The sequence below is a fragment of the uncultured Victivallis sp. genome, assembly GCA_944389935.1.
Lineage (GTDB): Bacteria > Verrucomicrobiota > Lentisphaeria > Victivallales > Victivallaceae > Victivallis.
This window is the reverse complement of record CALXOE010000026.1, coordinates 30141-46342: the sequence shown is the minus strand read 5'-3', so window position 1 is coordinate 46342 and position 16202 is coordinate 30141. Positions and strand designations below refer to the sequence as shown.

General features: G+C 61.3%; 9 protein-coding genes. 3 read left to right on the top strand and 6 right to left on the bottom strand.

Features of this window, described 5'->3' with window-relative positions; genetic code table 11:
* From Q0J85_RS09220 to Q0J85_RS09210, 3 genes are all read left to right on the top strand, one after another.
* A partial coding sequence (locus Q0J85_RS09220) for a prepilin-type N-terminal cleavage/methylation domain-containing protein (protein WP_294480663.1) occupies positions 1-948 on the top strand: 948 nt, incomplete at its 5' end.
* Between the two features lies 1 nt (position 949).
* Positions 950-4705: a hypothetical protein gene (locus Q0J85_RS09215; RefSeq protein WP_294480661.1), complete on the top strand. Its 3756-nt coding sequence runs from the start codon at positions 950-952 to the stop codon at positions 4703-4705.
* A gap of 17 nt (positions 4706-4722) precedes the next feature.
* Positions 4723-6663: a hypothetical protein gene (locus Q0J85_RS09210; RefSeq protein WP_294480659.1), complete on the top strand. Its 1941-nt coding sequence runs from the start codon at positions 4723-4725 to the stop codon at positions 6661-6663.
* A gap of 15 nt (positions 6664-6678) precedes the next feature.
* Here Q0J85_RS09210 and Q0J85_RS09205 read toward each other — a convergent pair whose 3' ends face one another.
* The 6 genes from Q0J85_RS09205 to Q0J85_RS09180 form a co-directional block, all read right to left on the bottom strand.
* Positions 6679-8010, bottom strand: coding sequence for a replication-associated recombination protein A (locus Q0J85_RS09205; RefSeq protein WP_294480657.1), 1332 nt, complete (start codon positions 8008-8010; stop codon positions 6679-6681).
* A gap of 90 nt (positions 8011-8100) precedes the next feature.
* Positions 8101-9909, bottom strand: coding sequence for a DEAD/DEAH box helicase (locus Q0J85_RS09200; protein ID WP_294480656.1), 1809 nt, complete (start codon positions 9907-9909; stop codon positions 8101-8103).
* Between the two features lie 141 nt (positions 9910-10050).
* Positions 10051-11094, bottom strand: coding sequence for a KamA family radical SAM protein (locus Q0J85_RS09195; protein ID WP_294480654.1), 1044 nt, complete (start codon positions 11092-11094; stop codon positions 10051-10053).
* Between the two features lie 194 nt (positions 11095-11288).
* Positions 11289-14207, bottom strand: a complete 2919-nt coding sequence (locus tag Q0J85_RS09190; protein WP_294480651.1) for a hypothetical protein — start codon at positions 14205-14207, stop codon at positions 11289-11291.
* Positions 14208-14219: 12 nt separating this feature from the next.
* Positions 14220-14954: a type II secretion system protein gene (locus tag Q0J85_RS09185; RefSeq protein ID WP_294480650.1), complete on the bottom strand. Its 735-nt coding sequence runs from the start codon at positions 14952-14954 to the stop codon at positions 14220-14222.
* Positions 14955-14995: 41 nt separating this feature from the next.
* Complete coding sequence (locus Q0J85_RS09180; protein ID WP_294480648.1) at positions 14996-16159, bottom strand: GntR family transcriptional regulator; 1164 nt, start codon at positions 16157-16159, stop codon at positions 14996-14998.
* Positions 16160-16202: the final 43 nt, after the last annotated feature.

The following is a 16202-nucleotide window of genomic DNA, read 5'->3' as shown; positions in this document are numbered from 1 at the left end:
AAACGCGAAGAAATCTTTCCGCAGAAAAGCGGGAAGATTGCTTCGTGTTTTTGCGGCTCTTTCTCCCCGCACCGGCCAACCGCAGCCGAGTCCGACTCCGACCCGTACACGGCACCGGCACCTTGCCGGACGCAGGGGGTGCGGGGGGCGGCGGACACGCCCCCTGCCTCCCTCGCCCCTGCAACGCTCACCCGCAAGGCACCTTGCCGGACGCAGGGGGTGCGGGGGGCGGCGGACACGCCCCCTGCCTCCCTCGACCTGGTGACGAGAAAAGCGGCGTTTACGCTCATAGAGCTCCTCGTGGTGATTGCGATCATCGCGATTCTCGCCTCGATGCTGCTGCCGGCGTTGAATCAAGCGCGGGAGCGGGCCCGGGCGACCAACTGCCTGAACAACCTCAAACAGTGCGGAACCGTCACGACATTCTACACGGGCGATTACCAGGACATATTGCCGGCAGCGCTCAACGTATGGGACGGGGCGGAACTGCAATGGGCGGCGTTTCTCTCGCGGCTGGGATATGCGGGTAAATCCAATTTGAAGAAAGAGGTACGGAATCTGGCACATTTCTACTGTCCGAAAACTGAAAAGCGAGCGTCGGATGAATACGCGGACTTCACGCTGGGGCTGGTCTCCTACAATCCGGAGACAGGCGGAAACGATCTTTATTATCACCGTTCACTCGCGCGGCTGGGGAAACCGTCCGCGTTGATCGTGATCGGGGATTCGGGCAACATCGTGCAGAAAACGGTCGGCGGTTACCATATCCGGAACTGGTACGACAAGAGTGTGCTCTACTTCGGGCACTCCGGCCGGGCGAATGCGGTCATGGCGGACGGCCATGCCGCGACGCTGATTCCGGGGGAGGTCAAAGTGAAATATTCGATCAGCGGAGAGACCGGCTGGATTGCGGGGGCTCTGGAGAACTTTTCCGAGGTAAAATTCTGAGATGAATCCGTTTTACAAACTGTTTTGTGCCGCGGCGCTGCTGCTCGCGTGCGGGACTTCAGCGGAAAGCGCCTGGGAGAATCTCGCCCGGAATCCGGATACCACGCTCTGGTCGCAGGAGAGTTCGCAGAAAGTGCTCCGGTGTCTGACTGACGGCAGCCGGGAAATCGGGATGGTCACGGGGGAGAACCGGGGACGGATTCTGAATTTCCGTTTTCCCGCAACACGGCAGATCGATCACATTGTGCTGTTCACGCCGTACCGTCGGGATGCGGCGGTGCCGCGGCAGGTGACACTGTTGCTGGATGGCAGGGAATTCCGCAGGCTGGAGCTGCCCGACCTGCCGCGACGCGCCATACGAATCGAGGTGAACCGGGAAGCGGCAAGCGTCTCTCTGCGAATCGATTCCATGCACGGCGGCGAAGCGCCCGGCGGATTTGCCGAGGTGGAGATCAATGCCGCGGCGGAGGGGGTTCCGTTCCGGAGCGGCCCCGAGAGCTGGTATCCGGAGGAGAACATCACGCTCCTCTGGCGGCCCGGGGAGGTGACGTTTTCCGGAGCGCCGGCGGGCGGGCGATTCGCCCGGCGCTGCAATCCGCTCGATCTGAGCCGCGTGCGGGAAGTGGCCGTCTCCTGCGAAGTGAAAGGCTCTCCGTGCTCGATCCGCCTGATGCTGGTCCGGGGGGATGGAGACCGTGAGTATCTGGCGCTGCGGGAATCGCGGCAGCTGCAGACCGCGGGGAGCGAAACGTATGTGAAGTTGGCCGGAGAACTGACGATTCCGGAGAATCTTCAGGGAACTCCGCTCTCCGGAGAGCTGCAGATCCACACGGCAAAAGGGGCGAACAGCACCGTCTCGATCCGGAATTTCGATTTCCGGCTCAAGGGGGAAGTCAAGACCGCCGCCGTCGACATTCCGCGCCGGTGGCATTACCGGTTTGCCCCGTTCACGGCCTGCGCCGACCGCAGCTGGACCCGGTGCGGCTTCGACGATTCGAGCTGGAAAAGTTATCCCGTTCCCGGCAGGCCGGAAGAGCCGTTCCGGTACGGGCTCATGCAGAGCCGGACGACGGTACAGATGAAACACGGCGGAGCTTACCGGCTCAACGTGGGCCGGATCAAAGGCAATGATACGACGTTTTTCAACGGCATCAAAGTGGGGGAAACGTTCGGAGTTCCCCGCTCTTTCGATGAGCGGCCGGACTACCTGATTCCGGCCGAAGCGGTGCGGGACGGTGCCAACGTGATCGCAGTGGAGGGAGCGTCCGGATACCGCGACGCCCCCGGCATTCATGCCGGACGGGTACTGCTGCGCCCCCTCGCCGATGACGAGTACCATCTGCAGACGACCGCCCTGGGAGAACACGAGTCCGCGCTTTTTCCGGCAGGGAGCCGGGTCCGCTACCGGATTCGGCTTCACGCCGGCGCGTCACCCGCCGGGAAAGAAGTGCGCGTGATCTGCCGGGCCCGGGATTTTTTCGGAAATCCGGCCGCGCAGGAGGAGACGGTTCTGCCGCTCAAAGCCGGAGGAGCGGAGACGGTTCTCGAGCTGCCGGTGACGCAGACGGGATATTACCGGGTGGAATTCCGCTGTCTGGCGGGGGAACGGGTTCTGGCGGAACGGGAAAGTTCATTCGCCATTCTCTTCGACCTGTCGCGCATCCCCTGTGCACCGGAGGATTCCGCGTTCGGCGTCAACAGCGGCATGGACACGGGCCGCAACATCATCTGCAATCTCGCGGAATATCCGCTGATGAAACTGGCGGGGATCGACCATGTCCGCACCGGAATCTCCTGGGATATGGTCGAGGCCGAAAAGGGGGTTTACGACTGGAGTTTCTACGATCTGCTGTTCCAGGAGATGGCGCGGAGCGGGCTGACGGTTTTCCCGTTTTTCGAGTATGCGCCCTCCTGGGCGACGGCGTCGACGGTGCCGGCGGATTCGGGGCAGTACCAGCAGATGACGGGACGGCCGGATGACCTGGACGCCTGGGAGAAATTCGTGGCGGCGTTCGCCCGGCGCTATCGGCCTTACCTGAAAGAGTGCCAGCTCGGGAACGAGCCCAATCACCGCAGCAAATGGCAGTGTGACTTCCGAAACGGCGGAGCGGCCTGGTACGTCGAATCCCTGCGGCGGGCGGCGGAGGCGATCCGCCGCAACGCTCCAGAGTGCCGGATCATCTCTCCGGGACTCGCCTCAACGGACGTGAATTACCTGAACAAACTGCGTGAACTCGGGGCGTTTCCCGCATTCGACGCGGTCAGTTACCATCCCTACCGGACGCAGACCACGCCGGAAGATCCGGACAAAATGCTGACCCACTGGGATCCCTCCGCCGGAACCGGAACAATCTTCGAGGAGGAGGCCGCCATGCGACGGACGGCGGCGGCGGACGGCGTCGACCGGCCGCTTTACGTGACGGAATTCAGCTGGAGAATCCATCATCCACGACTCTCGGTGGTCTCTCCGGAACGGCAGGCTCAATACATCGTGCGCTATCTCGCCATGGCCATGGCGGGACACCGGCGGCTCTTCTGGTACGAGTTCCGCCATGCGAATTTCGGGAAAAACGGCTGGTCGATTCTGAATCCGGACAATACACCGGCGCCGTCGCTGGTCGCCTTTCAGGTGTTCTGCCGTTTTCTGCGCGGCAGCCGTTACGAGTCCCGCAAAACGGACCGCGACGGAATCTACCAGATGAACTATCGTGACAGAACCGGCCGGGCGGTCGCGGTCGTCTGGACCACCCGGGAGCGTTCCGCCCTGGCACTCACCTGCGGTACGCCGGTCGAAATCCGGGATATCATGGGACGGAAAATCCGGCAGACCGCCGCCGGAGAACAGCTGCTGCTGCCGCTCTCGGAAAATCCGCTCTATCTTCTCGGAGAATGCGAAAGCGCGATCCCCGTCCAGATCGAAACGGCCCCCTCCGTAATCGCCCCGGGAGAAACAGGAAAGGTCGAAATCCGGCTGGTCAATCCGTTCAAACATGCGAAAAGTTTCGTTCTGGAGAATGTCATTGCGCCGGATTACCGGATCACATTTCCGGCGGCGGATCGCCGACTTACCCTCGCGCCCGGAACGGAACGGCGGATTTCCGCAGTGATCGAAATTCCGCCTGCCGCACGATTGAAACGGCACGACATCCCGCTGCCGGTCCGGATCGGGGAAACCGAATCAGCCGCAGCGTTACGTCTGCGCATCGGCTGGCGGACTCCCCCCGGGGAAGAGGCGGGATGGATCGACCGTTTTCTGCTGCTCGGCCCGATTCCCGCGCCCGGACTGCTTCAAACCGCGGTCGCGGAAGAGTCGCAGCTCTCACCACGGGAGGGGGAGCTTTGCGCGGGACGCCGCTGGACCGCCTGCCGCGGACAGGACGGCGCGACCGACGCCCTGCCCGGTGCGGTCGATCTGGCGACACCCGGTTTCGCCGGAGAAAAGACGATCTGCTATGCATTCGTGCGCATCCACTCGCCCCGGCAGGAGTCGGCCGTCCTGCGCCTGGGCAGTGACGACGGCATCGCGGCGATGCTCAATGGCCGCGAGGTCTGGCGGAACGAAGCCCGCCGCAGTGTGACCCCGGACGAGGACGCCGCAGAAATCACCCTTGAGAAAGGATGGAACCGCCTGCTGCTGAAAATCTCGAATGCCGGCGGCGGATCGGGTTTCATCGTGCGCTTCACGGATCGGCGGGGACGGCCTCTGCCGGATCTGCATTACTCCATCGAGCCGGAACAGGATTCATTATTTCGCTGAGATTGCAGGAGCTGGAGATGTTTCAAACGGATTCCCCTTTTTTCGTCGGATGCAACTACTGGGCCTCGCACGCCGGAACCGCCATGTGGCGGGAATGGGATCGCGCCCGGGTGGAAGAGGACCTCAGACTGCTGGCCGCGAACGGCATCGAAGTGGTGCGTATTTTTCCGCTGTGGCCGGATTTTCAGCCGCTGGTCCGGCACACCATCTACAAACAGATTTTCCGGGAGATGCGGCGCGGGGAAGAGGCGCCGGAGCGCACCGAAGCGGGCCGGGCGGGAGTCGATCCGGTGATGATCGAGCGGCTCGGGACGGTTCTCGACCTCGCCGCGGAAGCAGGAGTGCGCGTCATCGTCGGACTGCTCACGGGCTGGATGAGCGGTCGCATGCACGTTCCCCGCGCATTCGAGGGAGTGAACGTCCTGACCGATCCGGGAGCCCTCCGGTATGAGGTGCGCATGGTACGGTACCTCGTCAAAACGTTCCGGAACCATCCCGCCGTCTCGGCCTGGGATCTCGGCAACGAGTGCAACTGCTGCGGACAGATCGACAACCCCGATGAGGCATGGCTCTGGACCTGCCTGATCTCGAACGCGATCCGGCTGGAGGATGCCGCACACCCGGTCGTCTCCGGCATGCACACGCTGCAGGTCGGCCACGTTCCGGGCGGCCGGGCCTGGCTCATCGAAGATCAGGGGGAACTCACAGATGTGCTGACCACACACCCCTACCCGATCTTCACGCCGAACTGCAATCTGGAACCGGTCAACACGATCCGCAATGCGTTTCACGCCGCGACGGAAACCCGTCTCTACGCCGATCTCGGCGGCGCCCCCGCGTTCATCGAGGAGGCCGGGACGCTCGGCCCCTCGTTCGCCGGGGAAACGCGCGTCGCGGGGTACGTCCGCAACATGCTCTGGAACGCCTATGCCCATCACTGCCACGGCCTGCTGTGGTGGTGCGCGTTTCATCAGGATCACCTCGAACAGACGCCTTACGACTGGTGCGCCATGGAGCGGGAGCTCGGAATGTTCTCGGCTGACGGGACGCCCGGAGCGGCGCTCCGGGAGCTCTCCTCGTTCCGCCGGATGCTCGAGGAAAACCGCGTTGCCGCCCTGCCGGAATTCCGCCGCAACGCGGTGATGATCCTCACACCGGGACAGGACCGCTGGACGGTTGCCCAGGCCGGATTTCTGCTGGCCAAGCAGGCGAATTTCGATATCACATTCGCGGACGGAAACGGCGAAATCCCCGAATCGGATTTCTACATTCTCCCCTCCATCGCGGGGAACGAGGGGATTCCGGCCCGCAATTACCGGAAGCTGCTGGCCCGGGTGCGGGCCGGTGCGGTGCTTCTGGTCACCTGCGACGACGGAATTCTGCAGCCGTTCAACGAGGAGTTCGGAGTTGACGTCGACTATCGCGCCCGCACCGGACAGGAGGTGCATGTCCGGTTTGCCGACCTCGATGCGCGGGTCGTACCCCCCTGCTGCATCCGTCTGCTGAACCGCCGGGCGGAAGTGCTTGCCGAAGACGACGATCACTCCCCGGTTTTCTGCACATGTAACTGCGGAGCGGGGCGGCTGCTCTACTGCACGATTCCGATCGAACTCGAATGCGGCCGCCGCTCCGGTGCGTTTCTGCCGGGCGCAGATCCCTGGTGGCGGATCTACGAAGCGGCCGCGAAAGAGGCCCGGATACGGCGGATCGTCACCCGCACCGACCCGTCTCTGACTCTGACCGAACATCCCGCCGGAACTGGCGCCTGGCTGGTTGCGGTCAACAACACCTGCGCCGAAATTTCCGATCACCTCACGCTGCCGGCGGGGGGCCGGCTTGAGCCGGTCTGCGGAGACGGGACGCTGCGCGGCAGCGAGATCCGGATTGCGGCCAACAGCGGGCTTCTGCTGCGATGGACGCCGGAACGGGATGAAATCCCGGCAGCCGCCGAACGGTGATAAATCCGTCCCGGGTCAGCGTCGCGGCGTTTCGCCCCCGGTTGTTTCTTTCTCGCGGCGCAGCCGCTCCCAGTAGGCGAGGCGGCGGCGGATCTCCCGCTCGAATCCGCGTTCGGGCGGGTCGTAGAATTTCCGCCGCCCCATCTTCTCCGGGAAGTAGTTCTGTCCGGAAAACCCCTCGGCCGTATCATGATCGTAGATATATCCCCTGCCGTATCCCGCCTCGGCCATGAGCCGGGTCGGGGCATTCAGGATGTGCGCGGGGGGCATGAGCGAGCCGAACTCTTTCGCCGCTTTCCGCGCTTTTCCCCAGGCCGTGTAGGCGCTGTTCGACTTCGGCGCGCTGCCGAGGTAGATGATCAGCTCCGCGATCGCGAGATCACCCTCCGGCGAGCCGAGCCGTTCATAGGCGTCCCAAGCCGCGAGCGCCATCGGGAGCGCCTGCGGATCGGCCAGACTCACGTCCTCCATCGCAAACCGGGTCAGCCGCCGCAGCAGATAGAGCGGATCTTCGCCGCCCTCAAGCATCCGGGCGGCCCAGTAGAGCGCCGCATCGGTGTCGGAACCGCGCAGGCTCTTGTGCACCGCGCTGATGAGATTGTAATGTCCCTCCCGGTCCTTGTCGTAAACCGGCGCACGCTGCTGCACGAGCTTCAAAAGCGCGGCGGAGTCGAGCGTCGCCCCCTCCGGAGCAAGATCGTAAACCGTCTCAAGAAGATTGATGAGGTAACGTCCGTCGCCGTCGGCGAGCTCCACAAGCGTCGACCGCGCTTCGGCCGTGACCGGCAGCGGACGCTCCAGCAGCGTCTCCGCACGCCCGATGATCCGGTCGAGCGCATTCGCATCGAGCGCATTCATGATGAACACCTTGCAGCGGGAAAGCAGCGCGCTGTTCAACTCGAACGATGGATTCTCCGTCGTCGCGCCGACCAGCACGACCGTGCCGTTCTCGACGTAAGGGAGAAATCCATCCTGCTGCGCGCGGTTGAAACGGTGGATCTCGTCGATGAAGAGCAGCGTTCCCTCGCCGTAAGCGCGCCGTTTCTTCGCCTCGTCAAATGCGCGGCGCAGATCCGCAATGCCGGAAAAAACCGCGGAGAGAGCGACGAAATGAAGTTGCGTCCGACTCGCCATGATCCGTGCAAGCGTCGTTTTTCCGCACCCCGGCGGCCCCCAGAGAATAAAACTGGCCAGGTGCCCCGACTCGATCATGCACCGCAGCGGCGCCCCCTCCCCGAGCAGATGATCCTGCCCGACGATCTCGTCGATGGAGTGCGGGCGCAGCCGGTCGGCCAGCGGCCGCGTGACGTTCGCGGCGAATAAACTCTCCTCATCCGTGTCGTTCATGGTCTCATCCGCTCCGTTTTCTGAGGTGCGCTCGCGTTCGTGCGAAAGCACCACCCCTCATACCATACAGCCGGAAAGGGCAAAATACAACTATTTTTTCCCACGGCGCCGCTTCTCCCGGAGTTCGACGCCGGAAGAGATCTCCTCGACCCAGTTCCGCAGACTCCTCTTCCCGCGTTCCGGAGTCGACTTCCCGTATTTCGGAGATTTCTCCACGGGTTCGGCCGTCTCTTTCCGGGGATTCCGCTTCGCGCCGGACCGCTCCCGGGCGGGAGAGCGTTCGGCTTTCTCCGGCTCTTCCCCCGGGCGGGGAGTCGCGAGCCGGGCGGCCGGACCGCCGCGACGAAATGCCGCAATCACCTGTTCGGCAGCTTCAAAATCGACGTTCACAAAGCTGAACCGGTCGAAACAGTCGATTCGGCCGACCCGGCTCTTCTTGATGCGGGCTTTCTCCCAGAGCAGATCGAGCATCTTCACCGCGCCGTAACCGTCGAGCTTGCCGACGCCGATGCAGAGCCGGGTGGAACCGTGATCGTCCGGCATGCTCTCCCAGGAACGGCGGTCGCGCTTCTTCGGACTGAAGTCCCGATAGTTCTCCGGCAGAAGCTCATCCTTGAACCGGAGCTGCAGCAGTGCGGCCAGAACTTCGGCGGGAGACGCCCCGAGCTTCAGGAGGTCTTCCGCAAAGGAGAGATACTCCTGATGGGAACCTCCCGCAATCGCCTCGGAAACGAGTTCGGAAAACCGCTGTTTCTTCTGTTCGACGATCTCCTTTCCGCCGGGCAGTTCGCGTTTTTCGATCTGCGCATTGGCCTCTCGCCGGATCATCGTCAGCCGCCGGTATTCGGCGGGCGTCACGAAAGTGATCGCCGTCCCGCTCCGTCCGGCGCGGCCGGTGCGGCCGATGCGGTGAACATAGGTCTCGGTCTCCTGCGGCATCGAGTAATTGATGACGTGCGTGAGATCGCTGACGTCGATCCCGCGCGCAGCGACGTCGGTCGCGACGAGAATGCGGAATTTCTTCGCCTTGAACTGGTTGATGACTTTCGTCCTCATCGCCTGCGCGATATCGCCATGCAGTGCTTCGGCCCGGTAGCCGCGCAGCTTGAGCCGTTCGACGAGCTCATCGACGTCGTTCCGCGTGCGACAGAACACCAGCGCATAGATCTCCTCCTCGAGGTCGAGAATCCGCGACAGGGCTTCAAACTTGTCCTCGCGCCGGACCTCAAAATAAATCTGTTCGGTCAGATCGGTTCCGAGCCGGGTCCCCTCGACCCGTATCATCTCGTAATCCCCCATGAAACGCTCGGCGATCTTCCGGATTCCGGGCGGCATCGTGGCGGAGAACATCAGCATGCGCCGGCCGGGGGCAGTCCCCGCGAGAATCGCCTCGATCTCCTCGATGAATCCCATGTCGAGCATCTCGTCGGCCTCGTCGAGCACCGCGAAATCGAGTCCGGAAAGATCGAGCGCTCCGCGCCGCATCAGATCGAGCACCCGGCCCGGAGTCCCGATCACAACATCGATGCCGTCGCGCAGGCGTTGCAGCTGAATCTCGATCGCCTGCCCGCCGTAGAACGGCGCTATGCGCAGAGTGCTCTCCCCTTTCAGGGAATTCAGCTCCTCGGCGATCTGGATCGAAAGTTCGCGGGTCGGAGCGAGCACGAGCGCCTGCGGCTTTTTCCGCCCCGGACGGCAGCGTTCGATGAGCGGAATTCCGAATGCAGCGGTTTTCCCGGTTCCGGTCTGCGCCTGCCCGATCAGGTCGCGCCCTCCCGAGAGCAGCTTCGGAATCGTGAGGATCTGAATCGGGGTCGGAGATTCAAACCCCTTATCCCGCAAGGCTTTCAACGTTGATTCGGAAATACCGAGTTTGCTGAATTCATCAAAATGGTCCATAATTTCCTTTCAGACAGGTCGCCGCAGACAGGCCACAGCCGCAATGCGCGGGGCGCGACAATGCGCCGCCCGGCGGCACGCATCACAGCGGCAGATTGCTGTTTTTCGCCGGATTTTCCGGCGGAGTATATAATATACTGCTCAGCGGGACTCTTTGCAACGCATCATCCGGTAGGGAATCGCTTTTTTCCCGTGAATGTCCCAATAGGTTTCCGCTCCGGCCGAATAGTCCGGCTGCAGGGCGACTTTGCCTCCGCCCTCGGGCAGGTCGATCGCGAAAGTCGGCACCGCCAGCGACGAGAGACGCGGCCGGAATGCCCGCAGAATTTCCAGCCCTTTCCCGATCCCCGTCGCGAAGTGGCGCACCCCGCGCACCGGATCGACGTGAAACAGATAATGCGGTTTGACCCGCAGAGCAACCAGCGAGCGGAAGAGCTGTTCAAGCGTCTCCGCATCGTCGTTCACCCCTTTCAGCAGAACGGTCTGATTGATGACCGGCACGCCGGAGGAAACCAGAAGAGCACACGCCCGCCGCGCCTCGGCGGAAAGTTCGCGCGGATGGTTGAAATGGGTCGCGACCCAGAGCCCCGGAATGCGCCGGAGATAGTCGCAGAGTTCCGCGTCGATCCGCTGCGGCCAGACCGCCGGCAGCCGGGTCGCAATGCGGATGATCTCAATCGACTCGACCGCCGCAACCGCATCGACGATCCGGCGGAAGTGCTCAAACGGCAGCATCAGCGGGTCGCCGCCGGAAATCAGCACTTCGCGGACCGCGGGAGTCCGGCGCAGATACGCGCAGGCCTCTTCGAGTTCGGCATCGGAAATGTCGTCGAGCTCCATACCGGTGGTCCAGGTCCGTTTCCGGAAGCAGAACCGGCAACGCATTGCGCACCGCCCCGTCGCCAGCAGCACGACCCGGTCGGCAAACCGGTGAATCAGCCGTGCAACCGGCATCTGAATCTCCTCCGCCAGCGGATCGAAACTCGAAGAATCGTCCTCGAGCTCCGCCCGGTCCGGCAGCGCCTGCCGGGCGATGGGGTCGTTCCGCCAGTTTGCGGGATCGATCAGTTTCAAATAGTAATCGTTGACATAAACCGGGAATCGCGCTTCGACTTCCGCGGCCTCCGGGGGAATCCGGACGCCGAGTGCCTCAAACGCCGTCCGTGCAGAAGTATGGAATTTCATGATCGGGGGAACAGCCTCTTTTCAATATGATAATCCTCACAATATAAGCCGTTTCCCGTCAAAATTCCACTCGGAGACGGAAAAAAGAGCCGGTTTCCCCGCTGCGCGCCCCGAACGGGATGGAGATTGCGCTTCCGGGGAAACCGTATCCGACCCTCCGCCTCGACCGGAAAGCCCGGCCTCGGATTCGATCTTTATCTGGCGAAAAGCACCTTGATGTTGCGAATGAGATACGTGATGTCATCGGCATTGGAATTTATGCCGATCCGCAGCTGGCGGATCCGATCCGGATCGAGCTGTCCCTCCGGAAACGCGACGAACCGTTCCTCCCATTTTTCGGTGGGTTTCGCAACCGGGAGATAGACCGCGTCTCCGCCCTCATTCTGCGTTCCCATGACGGCCATCACCAGCATCTGCTTGACCTTGTCGGCCGGAAGAGCTTTCACCTCGAAGCTCAATCCGATCGCCCCCTTGAGCGACTCCTGCGGCAACTGCAGAATATACTCCGGATAGGTCCAGCGGTCGACTCCGGCCGGGAACTGCGTCCGGAAACGGATCCCCTTTTCCGCATGATCGAAAGAGATCGTCATTTTCCCCGATGAATTCTGCCGCCAGTTGCCGGGATCCTCCATGCCGGGCATGGCGACGGCACGACTCTCCCGGCTCATCCGCGAAAGCATGCGGCACGGAATCACAGCAGGAGTCGCCTCCTTCCCCTCGAACGTGCCGCTGATCCGGATCTCCCCCTGGAACTTCTCATTGAGTTCCGGCGAAATCGTGAGCGGCAGTTCGACCTTGCCGAATGCCGGAATCGTCACCGTGCCGGGCAGCCCGGAAACTTCGCCGCCGGAGACAATCACCCGGCCGGTTTTGACTTTGTCCGAGAGGTTGAACACCTGCAGCTTGAACGCGGCGTTCTCCTGTTTCACATCCACGGCGGATTTGTCACCGAGCAGCCCGAAGTCGTTCGAGAGTTCGGTGCGGAAGACGATCGTCCGGTCAAACCGGCTGTCGCGCGGCGCCCCCTGTTTCTTCACGGCGGTGAATCGCTCCGTCGGCTCGAGCCCGGAGATTCCCGTCAGGATCGCGGGCATCCGGGTTGCGGTCAGCTCAAGCTTTCCGCCTTTCGACGTCACCGAAAACGGCGTTCCGAATGCGTCAACCCCGTCAAACGTGCCGTTCAAATTCAAAGTGAACTTCCTCTCCCTGGCATCTTTCAGATTCACGGCCGGAATTCCGCCATCGACATCGAGTTCGGATTCGCTCCAGTACACGAGAATCTTCCGCCCATCCCGGCCGCGATAGACGTAACCGCGAATCCCGTCGCCGAGCGTCAGCGTCCCCTCATACACCGCATCTCCAAGCTGATCGGTCAGCGTCGCGAACACCGCGAAACCGGGCTTGACCGTGTAATCCCGGCGCATGAGCCCCCAGTCCTTGCTGCCGCTCTGTTCGTTGTAAGGCGGCAGCACGAAGAAGAAATCCCGATCCACGCCGAGGGACTGCATCAGAATCATCATCTTCGGCAGGAATTCGGCAACGATCATCTCCTGTTCCGGAGAGTGGGCTTTCAGTCCGCTCATATAACTGTCGACCGAGCCGGACCCCTCCATGCGGCAGCCGTTTTCCGTGAACCAGACCGGCCGGTTCTCCACCCCGTGGCGGGCCAGATGAGCGCGGATTTTGCCAAGCAGAGCGGGATACTCCCGCAAGGTCGCGTATGTGTGAATATTGAAGATGTCGAAATACTCTCCCGCACCGTTTTTCATCACCGCGTCAGCATACGGCGGGACATCGGTCTGGGCGTAACCGCCGATCGCGACCGGCAGCTCCGGATCTCCGGCTTTGAACCCGAGATAAGCCGCTTTCAGCGTCGAAGCGTAGTCCCAGGCACCCTCCGGAGCAAAACCGATATCCTGCTCGTTCCAGAACTCCCAGTCCGCCATCTTCCCCCGGAATGTCTCGGCAAGTTTCTTTGCAAAGTTGTAAGTCGCCACCAGATCCCCCGGCAGATGGGTCGTATTGGTTTTCGCCCACTGCGGCGCATTGTGGTACATGCCGGAGACTTTCACGCCGCGCTCCGCCAGCAATGCCGCGTTGGTCATGTACTGTTTCCAGTTGAATTTGCCGGGTTCCGCTTCGCATTCGCTCCAACTCATACGCTCGCGCACCATCTTGAGCCCCGCACGCCTCGCAACTTCCGAAACGATTTCGTAGGCGTCACCGGGGTGACGGTAATTGGCGGAATCCGGCCGGGCCAGCCAGCTCTGCGCAGTGTCCATCGCAAAAAACATCTCCGGATTGCGTGGACGGGACGACGGATCGGGAACGACCGCAAAACTGCGGAAGCCGGTGAACTTCTGCCGATCAGAGGTGAGTTCCAGCGTGTAGTAGCCGTTCGGGAGCGGCTCCAGAAGCAGCTCACGCGAATTCTGCGGCCAGGCGCCGGAACGAACCGTCTCGCCTTTCCAGTTCTTCAGAACCCACTGCGGCCCGGCAACGACAAACGGCTTGAGCGTGAACCGGAGCGGTTCCCCCTGAATAAACGCCGCACCGGGAGTCTGCGCCGTAACAACCTCGGCGACATCGCACGGCGGCTGCCCGGCAGGATCACCGAGCACCTCGATGTTGCGAACGAAAAACGTCAATCGCTCCGAACGGGGATTCATTCCGATCCGCAACTGCCGCACGGAGGCGGGATCTTTCACCGCTTCCGCCAGCGGAATCGTGACTTGCTGATACTCCGGCTTCGGCGCGGGCAACGTGAAATACGGCATTCCGTTCTCAAACATCACATAGGCGCACCGGTAACCGGCGTCCGGCTTCTCCTGCTCGGCCCGGAACTCGAACCGGATCGCCTGCGCTTTTGCGAGCGACTCCCCCGCGGCGAGACGCAAACGCGGATAACACCAGAAATCGGTCCCGGGCGTAAATTCCGCATCAAACCGGATCGCATTCTCTTTTGCGTCCTTTGAAATCGTCAACTCGCCGGAGCAGTTCTTTTCAAATCGTTCCACCCGGTTCAGATTTTCGGACCAGGGAAGAACCACCGTCTCTCCGGCAAAGAGAACTCCCACTGCGGCAACTGCCGCAAAAATCCATATCGCTTTCATCTTCATTCTCCCTCACAGACCAACCCGGCCGCCACCGTCGATCACGGCGGTGAAACCGAGCGATTTCAAATCATTTCTGCCCTGCGAAAGCGCATGGCCGTCGAAAAAACTCATGTTGCACCGGCCGGCGTGATGAACGGAAATTCCGCTGTCATCATTGCCGGAACCGTTCCACCCCGGAGAATACACCCACATTCCCTTCCCGGAATAGCTGGACGTGGAATTGCACATGGTATCCGCAACCATGGGAATCTCAGTCGGCTTTTTCATTCGGGTCGTGGCATAATATAAACTGTCTTCCCCGGTAATCCGAACCGGGAAATTCCCCCACTCATCTTTTTTATTATTGAACCATGTGTTGTTCAGCGAAGTCCGGTACATCCCGTACACACGAAAATAATCAATTCCATCGACCTCCAGATTCGGGCAGTTCCGGATTTTCTTGTCCATGTATTTTTGCGTCGCCAGCAGGTTTGCCCACGGCGTCGGACCGGGTTGCACATGCGTAAACATGTACCCGCGGTAGTCGTCGGCATAAAGCTGAAACGACCTCGACACCTGGGAGACGCGGCTGAGGCAGTTGGCCGATCGCCCACGCTCGCGAGCCTGCGACAGCGCCGGAAGAAGCATTCCAGCCAGAATCGCGATAATCGCAATTACAACCAGCAATTCTATCAACGTAAAACAATGAAAAGAACTGGGGCTGTATTGCTGAAGTCCGATAAATTCTCTCGTTACTCGTTTCATTTTCACCTCCTGAACTTAGGAAAATTTTCGGGCAGTTCGCTTTAGATTTCCGCATTGCAAAGGGACGATTGAACCATCGGACCGCTTCCGGCCTTTTCGTCCCAATTCGCGGCCGCAACTGGTCTGGCCGCAGCAAGAGTCTCTCCTCGAATCAGTTCCGTTTGGGTTCTGAGAGTTCTGACGGGAGCTTCCGGATGCTCCGTCCGCCAACGCACCAGCTCCAGAGCCTGGAACATCTGATCGCGCAGTCGAAGCGAAAGAGTTGCCGGACGAGGCCGGTAAAATCTGGCTTCCTGCCGCTCGCCGAGAGTAAACACCGACAGATCTTCCGGCACACGCAGTCCTGCATCATAAATCCCGGCCATGACTCCCCAGTAAAAACTCAAGGGACAAATCACCGCAGTGTACTGCTTCAGAATCTCCCGGTGGGCAACTAGTTCCCGGTGAATCGTGTGATGCGCCAACTCTAAGTGCGGAATCTCAAACGTAAATGAGGTCTCATCCACCAGGACGTCCGGATGCTCGGCATGGAAAAAGTCACGAAAGCCATGCAGACAGGGATGGAACATCCCCTCTGACTTTGTTTTCTGATCAATCCGGGCGATCCGGCGATGCCCCAGCCGATAAAGCAATTCCGCCGCCTCTTCCAAGGAGGAGTCCGGCAGGTAAAAAATGGAATCCGCACCATAAGCGGAAGCATCTGTATCACAGAATACAATCGGCTTCGTCCGATTCCGAATGCGCTCCCGCAGTGAATCCGGAAGCGTGCGGAGATCATTCACAGAACCGCAGACGAGAGCATCACTGTTCTGCCAGAGATCAAGGATCGCGCGTTCCTCCCAACTGCGCGCATAGATGATTTTCACCAGCCAGCTGGCAGCGGCGCAGGCCTCGGAGATGTACATGATGAAATCAAGATTCTCCGGTGCGGACCAGGCCGGAATCACAACCCCGAGTTTTTTTTGCACCTTCTCCTCGGAGATGTTGCTGCAGACAAACGTCCCGCTGCCGCGGTTCCGCCGGAGCAACCCCTCCCCGATCAGACCGCCCACCGCCTTGCGCATCGTCATGTAGCTCACGCCGAACTGTTCCGCAAGCTCCCGCTCCGGCGGCAGAGCCGTGCCGCGAGCAAAATTGCCGATCTCAATCTCACGCCGGAGCTGCTCCTCGACAAGTTGTACTTTTGTCACCCGTTCCCGCAACATCAGACTTCCCGGATTGCGCTTCTCTGTTCACATATAGCAAAGT

Bases quoted from the DNA above. Each gene is read 5' to 3' on its own strand.
- Q0J85_RS09205 (WP_294480657.1), bottom strand. From the start codon at position 8,010: ATGAACGACACGGATGAGGAGAGTTTATTCGCCGCGAACGTCACGCGG.
- Q0J85_RS09200 (WP_294480656.1), bottom strand. From the start codon at position 9,909: ATGGACCATTTTGATGAATTCAGCAAACTCGGTATTTCCGAATCAACG.
- Q0J85_RS09180 (WP_294480648.1), bottom strand. From the start codon at position 16,159: ATGTTGCGGGAACGGGTGACAAAAGTACAACTTGTCGAGGAGCAGCTC.
- Q0J85_RS09215 (WP_294480661.1), top strand. From the start codon at position 950: ATGAATCCGTTTTACAAACTGTTTTGTGCCGCGGCGCTGCTGCTCGCG.
- Q0J85_RS09190 (WP_294480651.1), bottom strand. From the start codon at position 14,207: ATGAAAGCGATATGGATTTTTGCGGCAGTTGCCGCAGTGGGAGTTCTC.
- Q0J85_RS09185 (WP_294480650.1), bottom strand. From the start codon at position 14,954: ATGAAACGAGTAACGAGAGAATTTATCGGACTTCAGCAATACAGCCCC.
- Q0J85_RS09195 (WP_294480654.1), bottom strand. From the start codon at position 11,094: ATGAAATTCCATACTTCTGCACGGACGGCGTTTGAGGCACTCGGCGTC.
- Q0J85_RS09210 (WP_294480659.1), top strand. From the start codon at position 4,723: ATGTTTCAAACGGATTCCCCTTTTTTCGTCGGATGCAACTACTGGGCC.